This is a genomic window from Acinetobacter sp. YH12235, from assembly GCF_013417705.1.
Taxonomy (GTDB): domain Bacteria; phylum Pseudomonadota; class Gammaproteobacteria; order Pseudomonadales; family Moraxellaceae; genus Acinetobacter.
On record NZ_VPDL01000024.1, the window covers coordinates 19,847 to 34,627 of the forward strand.

Genomic DNA, 14,781 nt, shown 5'->3' on the forward strand with positions numbered 1-14,781 from the left:
AATGAACGCCAAGCAAAACGGAAAAATATCCCAGTCTCTCATGATTGCAATTTTGATTCTGATTACGGTCTTGGTCAGTCTGGTTATTTGGTTAAGTTCAAAAAAAACTGAATCTGAGGGGCATGGTCATGATGAGGGAAATGCCGAACATTCTGATGAAGATAGTTCTGAAGAAGGACATGCTGAAGAAGGCGAAATACAACTGACCAGCCAACAAATGGTTGAACAAGGTTTAAAAGTTGCTGTTGCATCCACAGGATTGGTTGAAAAGCTGACAACCCTGCCAGGTAAATTGGTGGTGAATACCGATCAACAAGCGCATATATCGCCTAATTTTAGTGGTCATGTCGAGCAGGTCAATGTGGCTTTAGGACAGAGCGTGCAAAAAGGACAAACGCTGGCTGTACTAATCGTGCCTGAACTGATCGACCAACAGGCAAATCTGCGTATGGCACAGGTGAATCTGGATTTGGCCCGTAAAGATTACCAGCGCGAACAGCAACTCTGGTCACAGGGGATTTCTGCCAAACAGGATTACCAGCGTGCCGAAAATGCCTACCGTCAAGCGCAGATTACTGTCCAGTCCTCACAAGCACGTTTAAATGCATTAGGTGCAAGTGGCAATAACAATGGGCGTTTTCTGATTAAAGCACCGATCTCTGGGGTGATCAGTCAAAAAGATATTGTGGTCGGTGAAAATGTGCAACTGGCTAATCAGCTCTTTGTCATTGAACAGCTGAAAGATTTATGGCTTGAGTTTAATTTGCCGAATCAATTCTCAGGTCAACTGCAAGCCGGGCAAAAAATTGACTTTAAAGTGAATGATTCAGATCAAATCTATAAAGCTACTGTACAAAGCTTAACCTCTCAGGCAGATGTACAAACAGGGCGTCTGGTGGTGCGCGCAAAACTCGATGCGCAAGCTACTGAGTTGCGTTCTAATGTGCTAGTGAGAGTGTTGATTCCGGAAGCTACAGCAAAATCAGCCCTTCGGATTCAAAAGTCTGCGCTGCAAAGTATTGAAGGTGAAGACAGTATTTTCATCGTAGATTCAGAACAAAAAGGTCAAGTCCACTTAAAAGCACAGAAAGTGCAATTGGGGCAGGCTTCAAGTGATGGACAATGGCTTGAAGTGATTTCTGGGCTGACTGAAGGGCAGAAGTATATCGCTCAAGGCAGTTTCTTGTTGAAATCTGAATTAGAAAAAGACGAGGCAGGCCATGAACATTAATTCTGATCTGCCAAAACCAGAAGGTTTATTCGAACGAATCATTCAGTTTTCCATACAAAATGCGATTTGGGTGTTGCTCTTTGTCTGTACCTGGATTGCGGTCGGGGTGTATAGCTATCAGAAACTCCCGATTGATGCTGTACCCGATATTACCAATACCCAAGTCCAGATTAATACTCAAGCCAAGGGTTTTACTGCGCTTGAAGTCGAACAGCGGATTACCTATCCCATTGAAAATGCCATGGCTGGCATTCCGGATCTGGAGCTTACCCGTTCCATATCCCGTTATGGACTCTCTCAAGTCACCATTGTCTTTAAAGATGGGACTGATATTTATTGGGCCCGTCAGCAGATTAACCAACGGATACAGGAGGCGCAATCTGAGTTGCCTGCACAAATCGCACCGACGATGTCCCCCGTTTCTACGGGTCTCGGTGAGATTTATCAATGGGTACTGAAGGCAGATCCGAATGCGAAAAAGCCGGATGGAACTGCATACACGCCGATGGATTTGCGTGAGATTCAGGACTGGATTGTGCGTCCTCAACTGCAACGTGTTAAGGGAGTTGCAGAGGTCAACAGTATTGGTGGTTTTGAAAAAACCTATGTGGTCTCTCCCGATTTAAACCGGATGCAGCAACTGAATATCTCATTAGAACAACTGCAACAGGCTTTAGCGCAAAATAATGAGAACCGAGGTGCAGGTTATATTGAAGACAATGGTCAGCAACTGACGGTACGTGTACCGGGTGCATTCAATGGGCTTTCTGATATTGAGAACACCATGCTGGGTAGCCCAAATGGCAGCCCAATTCGGGTTGGTGATATTGCGCAAGTCTCTATTGGGCATGATTTAAGAACCGGTGGGGCAACCTATAACGGCAAAGAAACCGTTTTAGGGGTTGCCATGATGGCGATGGGTGGAAATAGCCGGACTGTTTCTAAAGCTGTGGATGCCAAGCTTCAAGATATTCAGAATAGTTTGCCTAAAGGGGTAGTGATTGAAACGGTGTACGACCGTACTACCTTGGTTGAGAAGGCGATTAAAACCGTTCAGAAAAACTTGGTAGAGGGAGCAATCCTGGTCATCATCATTCTGTTCCTGTTTTTAGGGAATATCCGTGCTGCCTTGATTACTGCCTGTGTCATTCCACTCTCTATGCTGTTTACCTTAACCGGGATGGCACAGAAAAATATCAGTGCCAATCTGATGAGTTTAGGTGCACTCGATTTCGGCATCATTGTCGATGGTGCTGTGGTGATTGTCGAAAACTGTATCCGGCGTTTAGCCCATACACAGCAACTGTTAAAACGACCTCTCACACAAAGTGAACGCTTTAAGGAAGTTTTTCTGGCTGCCCGCCAAGCACGTCGTCCTCTTATTTTTGGTCAGCTTATTATTTTGGTGGTGTATTTGCCGATTTTTGCTTTAAGTGGTGTGGAAGCAAAAATGTTCCATCCGATGGCATTGACAGTGGTACTCGCCCTTGTTGCAGCCATTATTTTATCGATCACCTTTGTGCCTGCTGCTGTGGCATTGTGGGTCAAAGGCGATATTCAAGAAAAAGAAAGTCGTTGGATGTTATGGCTAAAAGCTAAATATCAGCAAACTCTTGATATTTCGTATCAATACAAAGCAGTTGTGCTGACTTTTGCACTGTGTGTATTAGTGATTACGGGATTTATCAGTACCAAACTCGGCAGTGAATTTGCACCACAGCTCAGTGAAGGAGACTTTGCGGTACAACAGTTACGTTCACCAAGTACAGGCTTAGTAGAGTCTTTACGTATTCAGGAGAATACTGAAAAACTTCTTTTAAAGAGTTTCCCTGAAATTAAGGCAGTATTTGCCAGAACGGGTACAGCCGAGGTTGCAACAGATGTCATGCCACCCAATATTTCAGATGGCTATATCATGTTAAAGCCTCGTTCAGAATGGCCAAATCCTAAAGAAAGTTTAGATGAATTACGTGGCCGTATGGTGACGTATTTAGCCACGATTCCAGGCAATAATAGTGAATTTTCACAACCGATTGAACTCCGATTTAATGAATTGATCTCAGGTGTGCGTAGTGATGTTGGTGTGAAAATCTTCGGTGATGATATGAATGTCCTCAATACTGAGGCGACTAAAATCTCCAAAATCATTCAGCAAATATCGGGTAGCAGTGCCGTGAAAGTTGAGCAGACCTCAGGTTTGCCATTACTGAATGTCGAGGTAAATAAAACTTTGGCTGCACAATATGGTTTGAGTGTGCGTTCAATTCAAGACCTTGTGGCAACCAGTATTGGTGGACAAAGCGTGGGAGAGATTTTAGAAGGCGATCGTCGTTTTGATTTTGTTATCCGTCTTGGAGAGCAAGACCGTAGTGTCGCATCTGTTTCCCAGTTACCTATTCAGCTTCCAAATGGTGGCAGTATTTTATTGTCGGATGTCGCGCAAGTCTCGACCATTGAAGGAATCAACCAAGTCAGTCGAGAAAATGGTAAACGCCGAGTTGTGGTTACAACGAATGTTGAAGGGCGTGATTTAGGGTCTTTTGTTTCTGATGTACAGACACAGCTCAAAGCATACACTTTGCCAAGTGGTTATTGGATAGAATATGGCGGTCAGTTTGAAAATTTGGCTTCAGCCAAAGCACGGATGCAAATCGTGATTCCACTGGCTTTAATCACTATCTTTATTTTACTGATGGCGGTCTTTCACAATGTCAAAGAAAGTCTATTGGTCTTTACCGGGGTACCCTTTGCCTTGACCGGTGGTGTGCTGTTCCTTTGGCTAAGGGATATTCCATTATCGATGTCAGCTGGAATTGGCTTTATTGCCTTATCTGGTGTTGCAGTCCTCAATGGACTGGTAATGCTGACCTTTATTAAGGAATTAAGGGACAAATATCCAGTGCATAAAGCCGTGTGGCAAGGGGCTATTTTGCGCTTAAGACCAGTGTTGATGACAGCTTGTGTGGCTTCACTGGGTTTTGTACCAATGGCGCTGGCAACCGGAACAGGGGCTGAGGTTCAACGGCCACTGGCAACCGTAGTGATTGGCGGGATTATCTCTTCAACATTACTAACTTTGGTGCTGTTACCCGTGCTTTATCGTTGGATAAATGAAAAGAAAGTTTCTTAATCCAATAGATTAGTCGATTTACAGCAGAGATATTGGCTGTTATCCAATATCTCTGCTCATCATAAATAGAATAAGGAAAATATTTTATGTCAGAACATCATGATCATAGCCATGCGGTTGTTACTGAAGAAAATAGTAAGAAGTTAATGGTTGCCTTAGGTTTAACGACTACTTTTTTAATAGTAGAAGTTGTCGCTGCTTTTATTACCCAAAGTTTGGCTTTGTTATCTGATGCAGCTCATATGTTTACTGATGTAGCCGCTTTAGCTATTGCTCTTGCCGCTATCAAAATTGGTAAAAAAGCCGCAGATGATAAAAGAACTTTTGGCTATCAGCGATTTGAAATTTTAGCGGCTCTGTTTAATGCGGTGATGCTTTTTGTGGTAGCAATATATATTGTATATGAAGCTTATCAACGTTTTACGAATCCTGCTGAAATTCAAAGTGTTGGAATGATGATTGTCGCGGTCATTGGTTTGGTCATAAATTTGATTTCAATGAAAATCCTTTCTGCTAGTGCTGAAGGAAGTCTAAATATAAAAGGTGCATATTTAGAAGTTCTTAGTGATGCTCTAGGATCGATAGGCGTGATTATCGGAGGAATAGTTATTTATTTTACCCAGTGGATGTGGGTTGATACCGTAATCGCTGTGTTAATTGGCTTCTGGGTCTTACCTCGAACTTGGATTTTATTAAAACAAAGTATTCATATTCTGCTTGAAGGAGTTCCTGATGAGATTGATATTGAGTCGTTAAGAAATGATTTATTGAAGCTAGAGGGCGTTGAAGGGATTCATCAGTTGAAAGTCTGGGCTATATCCTCAAGAAATATTCATTTAACTGCTCATTTGGTTGCTCCGAATAGCAATACAGATCAACTCTATCAAAAGGCCTTAGAAGTTCTAAAACATAATCATAATATTACTGAAATTACGTTACAAATAGAAAATACGAAATGTAATACATTGAACCAACATAAACACTAATTTGGACTTTAGTCTTCATATAGATGTTTTGTGTAACTTTAAAGTATACCCTAAAGTAACAATATAAAAGTTCTTAAAACTATGTAACATTTAAATGATTTTTAACCATATATAACATGTAACTTTGATATTTAAGATTTATAATTTACGAAATTGTTCATTTTTATCTAATTGGGGCGTGAAAGAGTGAAAGGCCAAAAAGTAGGTTATGTGCGAGTGAGTTCGGTCGAGCAAAATACAGGGCGTCAACTTGAGGGAATTGAAGTCGACCGGATTTTTGTTGACCGTGCTTCGGGTAAAAATACCGACCGACCGAAATTTCAAGAAATGTTGAACTATGTCCGGGAAGGGGACAGGGTGATTGTACATTCCATGGATCGTTTTGCACGAAGTCTAAAAGATTTGGTCACTGAAGTAGATAAACTGGTCAAAAGAGGGATCGCTATCCAGTTTGTAAAAGAGAATATTACTTTTACTGCCCAATCCACGCCGATGGATAATTTGATGCTGCAACTGATGGGTGCTTTTGCGCAATTTGAACGTGAAATCATTCTGGAAAGGCAAAAGGAAGGAATTAAACTCGCCTCTGTTCAAGGGAAGTACAAAGGCCGGGTACATAAATTGAAGCCTGATAAAGCTGAAGCTTTGCGACAAGCATGGAAGGAAGGGCAGTATCCTTCAAAAATGGCATTAGGCCAGGCATTTGGAATTAGCCGCCAAGCGGTATACCGCTATTTAAAAGCCGGAGAGGAACTCAGTTGAAATTGGCGACTATAATTATTTATCTTATGAAAATCGTGAAACGTTGATTAAATAATAAGTGCAGAAAGCAAAGAGTTACTAATTTTATACAATATAAGTTTTTGATTTATAATTAATTAACTCGATTGCAATCTAGCTTTTTCAGCAACGATTTATCTTTTTTAAAATAGTATTAATTTATTTTTTTGAGAACAAACCTTAACAAAATTACAAGTTTGTAATTTTGTCGTCATTCGGATGTATATATTTACTCATTATTATAAGTAAAGATTTTTTTGGTCCAAGATATGATCAGATTCAATAATATGTACATGAAGATTATTTTAGTTATTTTTACTATAGTTTTTTCAACCAGTAGTTTTGCTGATGGGGGACTCCGTTTCTTAGAGAAAAATTTAGAAATAATTAACAAATAATTAACATAGTAATTTAAATTAAAAAGTGATTTATCAGGTGAATTTTAACTATATAAATAATTTATTTAATTTAATAAACCTTTCATAAATCATTTTTTGCTCAGTTCTATGTTGTAAATTCCAGCAATTATCATAGCCACGCGGCTGTTACTGAAGAGAATAGTAAGAAGCTAATATTTACTGTAGGTTTGACCACTACGTTTTAATCGTAGAAATTATAACCGTTTTTATTACTCAAAGTTTAACTTTTGTGATTATCTAAAAACACATAGCGGTCGAATGGCCATATTAACTGACTTAAAATCAGTCGCATACTTTAATGTATCGGTTCTGATAGCACAAAAGTTCGCAGCATGAAAACGGAACCGGCATAATTGATTTATAGTGAACCCATACACTAAGCATAATGATTTAGAGGACGATAATCCGAATGAAAAAATTCCTTTTAGGAGCTGTTGCCGCATCTGTTTTGGCCTTTTCAGGCAATGCTATGGCCAATTTTGTGGCAGGTCAGGACTATCAGGTGGTTGCAAAACCAGTCAAAGTCGAAAAACCGGGCAGAATTGAGGTACGTGAATTCTTCTGGTACGGCTGTGGTCACTGTTTCGCGCTTGAACCACATATGCAGGGCTGGTTGAAAAAATTACCAAAAGATGTACGTTTTGTACGTACGCCGGCTGCAATGAATCCACTCTGGGAGCAGGCAGCGCGTGCTTATTATGTGTCTGAAGCATTGGGTGTGCGTCAAAAAGCACATTTACAATTATTCCATGATATTCATGATAAGCAACGTCCAATTTTAGAACAGGCGCAATTGGCCAAGTTCTATACCCGCTATGGTATTCCTGAAGCGAAATTTAACAGCACTTATAAATCTTTCCCGATCACTTCGAAAATTGCCCAAGCCAAAAATCTGGCTGCTCAGTATCAGTTAAGTGGTGTTCCGGCAGTGACCGTGAATGGTAAATATATTGTGCAGGGTAATGATGCCAAAGTCATTCAGGTGGTGAATTACCTGATCGAGAAAGAGCGTAAAGCCAAATAAGACGCGATTGATTATCTCTAAAAAAAACCTGCATCGAATCTGCAGGTTTTTTTATTTAAACTGGAGGAATGGTTATTTACGTCCTGACTGCCGGATCTGGTGTTTCTATCGGCGGGCGATACCAGTGTAAAATTCCTCGGAATAAGAGCTGCATCTGCAACACGCTTTGCGCTTTAAAGTAATGAATTTTCCTTTCTATTTCAACACGCAGAATTGCCGAGGCGCCCCGACGCTCTACAACAAACAAATTCTAATCTAAGATTTACATAAATAGACTGATAAAGTTTAAAAGGAATAAATATTAATTTAAACAACATGGAAATTCTTGTTAATTTCAACAGAAATATGAACAATCTCTTCATGAATTGACAAAGCTTTACGAACTACCTCTGCTGTTAAGGAGTCATTAACTGTATTTAGGGATAAAATACATGAAAATTTACTTCTACCTACTTTCCAGACATGCAGATCAGTAATCGTAATTTGGTTATCTAATTCCTCTACAACTTCCTGAATCTCCTTTACTACAGGATGTTCCATCTCTGCATCAAGCAATGTTTTACCTGTTTCTCTAATCAATCCCCAAGACCATTGTGCTACAAGCACTGCACCTACGATCCCTAGAATTGCATCTAAAAAATCCCATCCAAAATACTTCCCTGCGAAAAGTGCAATAATCGCTAATACAGAAGTTACTGCATCTGCTACTACATGAAGAAAAGCGGCTTTCTGGTTTAAGTCATGGTCATCATGAGAGTGATGATGATCGTGGTGGTGACCATTTTCACGTAGTAACCAGGCACAAATAAAATTAACGATCAAGCCAACAATCGCAATTGAAATTGCCTCGTTGTAGTGAATATTCACAGGATTGAATAAACGTTCTATCGATTGAACACCCATGAATACAGCAACAACCATCAATAAAATGGCACTCGAATATCCAGCTAAGATTTCTATCTTCCATGTACCGAAACAGAATCTCTGATCACGAGCATATTTTCGAGCCATTTTATAGGCAAAATAAGCTAAGCCCAATGCCAACATATGAGAACTCATATGCCATCCATCAGCCAATAAAGCCATGGAATTAAAGAACCATCCTCCAAAAATTTCAAACACCATCATTACACCAGTGAGGATGGTTGCGATTAAAATTTTCTTTTGTGCTAAAGGATTTCCTTCGTCAAATTGATGCGAATGGTCACTTTTAACATTATTTAGATATTACATTTTATTGCACCACAATTAATACTCCCCCATAGTATATGTTCTTGAGGTTGAATAGTATATCTCACTTAAATCAGAACAAAAAAATTTTAAATCGGATTAGACGAATTCAAGGTCAAACTAATGCCCTTGAACAGAATATTTTAAATTCTGAAAATTCTTGTATTGAGGTATTACAGCAAGTTGCAGCAATTAAAGGTGCGATAAATGGCTTAATGAATGAGTTAATAGAACTTCATCTTAGAGAACATGTACTCGGTGATACTGAGAAAATAAAGGAAAAAGAACTAAATGAATTTTTAGCTTTAGTTAAACGCTACTTATAACTTTAAAGCACAGTCTTTTAAATAAAAAACTGTGTGCGCACCTATTAATGACAGTGGTAATCACCAGTTTTACTGTTGGTATGACAACCCTGTGAGTTCGTTCCCCCAGAATGAGCATTCGCATAGGTAAATGACATGCCTATAAAGCATATTAATAAAATTCTTTTCATCTTAATCCCTCTCAAATAATTAGAATATCAACTGTATGATATTTAATAAAAGCTAACATGGCTTAGACTATTTCCAAATATATAAAGTAAAGCCAACAAAACTTTAAATGTATATAAAAAATGGTTAAATAATTGCAAGGGGGGCTTTAAAACGTTTTAATCGTAAAGCATTTCCTAGTACAAATATTGACGAGAGAGCCATTGCACCAGCAGCAAATACAGGAGAAAGTAGCAGTCCAAATTGCGGATAAAGTACACCTGCTGCAATAGGAATCAGAGCTGCATTGTAAACAAATGCCCAAAATAAATTTTCACGAATATTGGTTATAGTCGCTTTGCTTAAAGCGATAGCATTTGGCACTCCTTTCAGGTTGCCAGACATCAAAACCACATCAGCAGCTTCAATAGCTACGTCTGTACCTGTACCTATTGCTAAACCAATATCTGCTTCTGCAAGTGCAGGGGCATCATTAATGCCATCTCCAACATATGCGAGTTTACCATATTGATTTTTTAATTTTTTAACGGCCTCTATTTTACCTTCTGGTAAGACTTCTGCAATAACCTCATCAATACCTAGTTTTTTTGCAATCGCTTGAGCTGTATGACGGTTATCACCTGTAATCATGGCAACCTTTAAACCTAACTGATGTAACGCTTCAATTGCAGCAAATGTTGATTCTTTAATTGGATCTGCTACAGCAATAATGGCAGCAAGTTTCTGGTCAATCGCAACATAGAGAGGGGTTTTTCCTTCTTCTCCCAAACGATCCGAAAATTGAGAAAAAACAGTAGGATTCAAACCTAGTTTTTCCATATATCGATCTGCACCAATATGAACCAAATGCTCAGAAACCTTCGCTTCTATTCCGTAGCCGGTCACTGATTTAAAATCAGCAACAGGAGACAGGATTAATTCCTTATCTATAGCGGCTTGTACAATTGCTCGAGCAATAGGGTGCTCAGACTTTGATTCAACGGCTGCCATCAGTGAAAGTACGGTATTGTATTCAAAACCTTCTAAGACATGCAGATCGGTTAAAATTGGTTTCCCTTCAGTCAGAGTCCCTGTTTTATCAACTGCAACCACTTTAGTTTCTTTGAGCAGCTGTAAAGCTTCACCTTTACGAAATAAAACCCCCATTTCAGCACCCCGCCCAGTTCCCACCATGATTGATGTAGGCGTTGCAAGTCCCATCGCACAAGGACATGCAATAATGAGTACAGCAACCGCGTTCACTAAACTAAAAGTTAGGGCTGGTTCAGGGCCGAGGATAAACCACGTAAGAAAAGTTAAAAGAGAGAGACCCATTACTACAGGTACAAACCACATGGTAATTTTATCAACCAATGCCTGAATAGGCAGCTTGGAACCCTGTGCCTGTTCAACCATTCGGATGATTTGAGAAAGCACTGATGAACTACCAACAGAGGTGGCTTTGATATTTAAGCTGCCACTTTGGTTAATTGTTCCTCCTACCACAGTAGAGCCTATCGTTTTTTCAACGGGCATAGGCTCGCCAGTAATCATGGATTCATCAATAAAACTTTGGCCGTGAATAACTTCACCATCGACAGGGATACGCTCACCTGGTCTAATCTCTACAATCGTTCCTGTTTGAACTTCGGCAATCGGAACTTCTATCACCTGATTATTGAGCTGTATTCTGGCAACTTTAGGCTGCATTCCAACTAGATGTTGAATTGCTAAAGACGTTCGGCCTTTTGCCTTGGCTTCAAAAAATCTACCTAATAGAATTAAAGTGATAATAACCGCTGCAGCTTCATAATAAACATTGACCGTGCCTTGTGGCAGGACACTTGGAAAGAAAGTAGCAACCACTGAATAAAGATAAGCAGCCAATGTTCCTACAGCCACCAAGGAATTCATGTCTGGTGCTAAGCGGAATAAACTTGGGATGCCCTTTTTGAAGAAGCGTCGGCCTGGAAAAATTAATGCTACTGTGGTCAAGAAAAATTGCATTAACCAGCTATTTTGTTGGCCAATGTTATCCATCATAAACGTATGAAAGGCGGGAATCAGGTGTGATCCCATTTCTAAAATAAAAACGGGTAGAGTCAATAAGACTGACAAAATTAAATCTTTTTTAAGTTTTTCTAATTCAATATTCTTTTTATCTTGAAAGCTTTCCGTAGTTTGATGAACTGACTTTGCTTCAAACCCTGCTTTGGTGACAGCCTGAATTAACGAGTCACGAGTGACAGATGAGCTTGCCTGAATAGTCGCTTTTTCAGTAGCCAGATTTACATGAGCCGACTCAACTCCTTCAACAGATTTTAAAGCCTTTTCTACTCGACCTACACAAGAAGCACATGACATACCCTCTATCGTAAGCTCTATCGGTTGCAATACTTCCACTTCGTAGCCTGCTTTTTCTACGGCTTTAATTAAAGTAGCGCGATCAAGTGGTTGATGCGTATAAATGACTGCTTTTTCGGTAGCCAGATTTACATGAGCCGATTCAACACCCTCAACAGATTTTAAAGCTTTTTCCACACGGCCTACACAAGAAGCACATGTCATCCCCTCAATCTCTAATGTTTCACTGTAGTGTGGCGTATCAGTCATTTTGGTACTCATATACGATCTCTATCATTTAGATATGCTGAGTTCTATATGCGAAGATCAGCTCGAACCAAGATAATTGGGAATTCAGGCAGCACTTTTATTGCAAGCAAGTACAGATTTTATCTGTACGATGAGAAAAACAAGAGTAAGTAAAGTGATAAGGGATTACCACTTTACTCTAACAGAGATTAAGCAGGCTCAGCTGTAAATCCACGATCACCGAGAGTGGCAATGACTTTATCCTGACTAACCGTTGTGTTGATTTCAACGATACGGTTTTGTAAATCAATATCGAGTGATGCATTCGAGTCGAGCTCTTTAATTGCAGTAGTAATGCCTCGTGCACAACCACCACAAGTCATATTAGCGATGTGAAATTTCATATGTTGCTCCTTTTTAACAAAATATTTGTTTAAACCATTAGAACAGTAACTCTAAACTTTCACCATACAACCAGCCTTTCTCTGAATCAGTTTCTTGCTGTAACTTGGTCTGTTTACATCCATAGTTTTCATCAGAGTATTCTAAAGCATAGCGTTCTAATGACTACAGTAAAAGTACTTAACCAACATTAACGTGACTTAAAAATGAAATTTTTGTCATCTACGATCACTTTGAAATTTATAAGATAGTTATTTCAATCAATAGTAGTGAACTGAATAGATGAGACTCTTATGGATTGAAGCTAAAAACCGGTGACTACCTTTAATATATAAATGCCTTATGATGCGATTTTACTGTTCTGATTGTCGTAAGCTGGCAGTCCAGTAGAAACTTTATTGCTCAGCTACAAAAGATAAAAGTACTAATGTTAAATTTCCTCAATAACCTTATTTTGAAATTCTCTTATTCAATACCCACGACAGTGGTTATATAGCCTGTTGTTAATAGAATTGATAGACCTAATAACATCTCAAATAAAATGGCATGACTAAGGTGTTTAGCAAATTTAGGATGTTGAAGATGCGGGGTGAAATACCATTTGTTGAAGGCAGCTAAAAGTAGAATACCTATAACAAAAAACATTTTAACCATGAAACCATAGCCATATGCAGTATTGATTAAGGTATTAAAATCTTTAATTAAAAGAAGAGCTACACTAGCGCCACAGGCGATTAATATCCCAACAATGAAAGCAGCAATACGTCCAAATACATGCATGCGATCTTTTAAAGGTAAACCACTTATTTCCCGGCTGGTTTTCCATAACGGATATAAAGACCCCATCCATAACGACATAACTAGAATATGGATTGATAATAAAATTTGAGCAAGTAAGGTTAAATTAGCGACATGTCCGAGCTGGGAAAAACTAAAAATAATCGGGATAAGTAAAATACAAAATATTGAACTTTCAATTATAGAAAAATGACCTTTGTTCCTGTTAAGTTTAACCACCATGAGAAGAAGTAAAAGAGCAAAACTAATAGAACGAAGAACGTATATATACCCCGTCGGAGTATTAACCAATATATTAATATACGTGGGGTCCACCATCCCTGTAATACCAGTATTGGCAAAACTACCAATCAGAATAAAAAATCCCAAGGTACTGGAAATTAGGCCTAATCCAGCGCCAATTGTAATATATTTAAGAATCGATTCTTTTAGTTCAAGATATTGTCTAAGTAAAAAATAGCAAAAGGCTCCACCAACGACAAAAGCTACACTTAAATATAAAATAACCTTAGTTAACCAAGTGGCCCACATCCAATATTCAGAAATCATTATTTTTGTCCATTCTAGAACAACATGCCAGCACCTCACTGACATGTTGAAAGGTAATCAATTCTTATTTAGTTGATTTGATAGTGAAACTATATTCACCATTCATGTTGTGACCATCTTTCCCCATTGTTGTCCAGACAACGGTATATTTACCTTTTTTCAGTTTCGGAAGAGCGACATCAAAGGATTTCTTTAAGTCATGAGTAACTTTATATTTTAAAGGAACATCTCTTCGCTGAGCATCCAGTAACTTAATATTCATCAACATAACCTCTGCACCAAAGTTAAGGGTCAAGTTCTTTGGTTGACTAAGGATAGATGCATTTTCCGCAGGAATCGCACTCACTAAACTCACATGAGCGAACGTAGTTGTAGTAGCCACAATCATCGTTGCAGCTACTACAACATTACGTATAGCAGTCATTTTATTTTGAAATAATTTCATTTACGTTTCCTCTTGATTCGTTAGTTCATTAGAGATGACTTTATAAAATCTATATTTAATGAGACCACATCATCTCCTCTTATATTTCAATTATTAGTGAGAGACAGAAACATAGCGATGACTTCAAAATTACATTTTTGTCATTTTTAAAATTTAAAATCTTTAACTATTAAAATAATCTTATTGAAAAATAATGATCATTTAACAAACAAATTATGTAGGTGGTTGATTTATGAAATGTAGTAATCATTTTGTCTAAGAAAATAGTAGCTATTTAATTTTTTATATTTTAGTTTAAATATAAACATGTTATGTTTAATTTGATCTAATATAAATTTGTGGGCTAAGCACATGACTCAAACACGTCCAAGAATGACCAAATTATTTGAACAGCTTGGTTTAGCTTCTACTGAAGAAGCAATTGCAAAATTCATAGAGAGCCATCAGCTAGCTGGAGATGTTTTTTTAACACAAGCAATTTTTTGGACTGATGCTCAACGTCATTTTTTAGAAGAAAAACTACACTCTGATGGTGAATGGACGACAGTGATTGATCAATTAAATGAGTCTTTACATGAAAATTCAGTAAAATAATTTTCCGTTAGTATTAAGGATCTACATTCTTCCCTGCATTGAATACAACTCATTCATACAGTAGTACTGTTTTGGAGATAGAGTCTCTATTATATAAGTAGTAGATTCCTTACTCTGAAATTTGGATT

At 38.4% G+C, this 14,781-nt stretch carries 12 protein-coding genes and 3 pseudogenes; 8 read left to right on the forward strand and 7 right to left on the reverse strand.

Annotated elements, in window-relative coordinates:
• The first annotated feature begins 1 nt into the window (after position 1).
• The 6 genes and pseudogenes from FTV13_RS12140 to FTV13_RS12160 all read left to right on the forward strand — a co-directional run bounded on the left by FTV13_RS12140 (position 2) and on the right by FTV13_RS12160 (position 7,570).
• Positions 2–1,231 carry an efflux RND transporter periplasmic adaptor subunit gene (locus FTV13_RS12140; RefSeq protein ID WP_016658777.1) on the forward strand — a complete coding sequence of 410 codons (1,230 nt, stop codon included), beginning with the start codon at positions 2–4 and terminating at the stop codon, positions 1,229–1,231.
• Positions 1,221–4,361 carry an efflux RND transporter permease subunit gene (locus FTV13_RS12145; protein WP_178319486.1) on the forward strand — a complete coding sequence of 1,047 codons (3,141 nt, stop codon included), beginning with the start codon at positions 1,221–1,223 and terminating at the stop codon, positions 4,359–4,361. Before FTV13_RS12140 ends, FTV13_RS12145 begins: the two co-directional genes overlap by 11 nt.
• Positions 4,362–4,447: 86 nt before the next feature.
• Positions 4,448–5,347, forward strand: coding sequence for a cation diffusion facilitator family transporter (locus FTV13_RS12150; RefSeq protein WP_005028603.1), 900 nt, complete (start codon positions 4,448–4,450; stop codon positions 5,345–5,347).
• A 186-nt stretch (positions 5,348–5,533) separates the two neighbouring features.
• Positions 5,534–6,109, forward strand: a complete 576-nt coding sequence (locus FTV13_RS12155) for a recombinase family protein (protein WP_075316580.1) — start codon at positions 5,534–5,536, stop codon at positions 6,107–6,109.
• A gap of 547 nt (positions 6,110–6,656) precedes the next feature.
• A pseudogene (locus FTV13_RS15885) lies at positions 6,657–6,778 on the forward strand (cation transporter); the annotation flags it as partial.
• A 177-nt stretch (positions 6,779–6,955) separates the two neighbouring features.
• A complete protein-coding gene (locus FTV13_RS12160) occupies positions 6,956–7,570 on the forward strand; it encodes a thiol:disulfide interchange protein DsbA/DsbL (RefSeq protein ID WP_004281236.1) in 615 nt (204 codons plus the stop codon).
• Positions 7,571–7,646: 76 nt separating this feature from the next.
• Here the strand turns inward: FTV13_RS12160 and FTV13_RS15890 are convergent.
• Positions 7,647–7,748: pseudogene (locus FTV13_RS15890) on the reverse strand (TetR family transcriptional regulator); the annotation flags it as partial.
• A 128-nt stretch (positions 7,749–7,876) separates the two neighbouring features.
• Positions 7,877–8,779: pseudogene (dmeF, locus tag FTV13_RS12165) on the reverse strand (CDF family Co(II)/Ni(II) efflux transporter DmeF); the annotation flags it as partial.
• An 80-nt stretch (positions 8,780–8,859) separates the two neighbouring features.
• Here dmeF and FTV13_RS12170 point away from each other — a divergent pair.
• Entirely contained in the window at positions 8,860–9,126 is a 267-nt protein-coding gene (locus tag FTV13_RS12170) for a metal/formaldehyde-sensitive transcriptional repressor (RefSeq protein WP_005006352.1), read from the forward strand.
• Between the two features lie 44 nt (positions 9,127–9,170).
• Here FTV13_RS12170 and FTV13_RS15895 read toward each other — a convergent pair whose 3' ends face one another.
• From FTV13_RS15895 to FTV13_RS12195, 5 genes are all read right to left on the reverse strand, one after another.
• Positions 9,171–9,296, reverse strand: coding sequence for a YHYH domain-containing protein (locus FTV13_RS15895; protein WP_094148905.1), 126 nt, complete (start codon positions 9,294–9,296; stop codon positions 9,171–9,173).
• A gap of 124 nt (positions 9,297–9,420) precedes the next feature.
• Positions 9,421–11,898 (reverse strand): heavy metal translocating P-type ATPase, encoded by a 2,478-nt coding sequence (locus FTV13_RS12180; RefSeq protein ID WP_159153670.1) that lies wholly within the window; start codon positions 11,896–11,898, stop codon positions 9,421–9,423.
• 176 nt (positions 11,899–12,074) lie between these two features.
• On the reverse strand, positions 12,075–12,269 hold the full coding sequence (locus tag FTV13_RS12185) for a heavy-metal-associated domain-containing protein (protein WP_004679365.1): 195 nt from the start codon (positions 12,267–12,269) through the stop codon (positions 12,075–12,077).
• A gap of 463 nt (positions 12,270–12,732) precedes the next feature.
• Entirely contained in the window at positions 12,733–13,614 is an 882-nt protein-coding gene (locus tag FTV13_RS12190) for a CopD family protein (RefSeq protein WP_046206362.1), read from the reverse strand.
• A gap of 64 nt (positions 13,615–13,678) precedes the next feature.
• A complete protein-coding gene (locus FTV13_RS12195; RefSeq protein ID WP_151825640.1) occupies positions 13,679–14,059 on the reverse strand; it encodes a copper resistance protein CopC in 381 nt (126 codons plus the stop codon).
• Between the two features lie 351 nt (positions 14,060–14,410).
• Here FTV13_RS12195 and FTV13_RS12200 point away from each other — a divergent pair, with 351 nt between their 5' ends.
• Positions 14,411–14,653: a DUF2789 family protein gene (locus FTV13_RS12200; protein WP_004281876.1), complete on the forward strand. Its 243-nt coding sequence runs from the start codon at positions 14,411–14,413 to the stop codon at positions 14,651–14,653.
• Positions 14,654–14,781 lie beyond the last annotated feature (128 nt).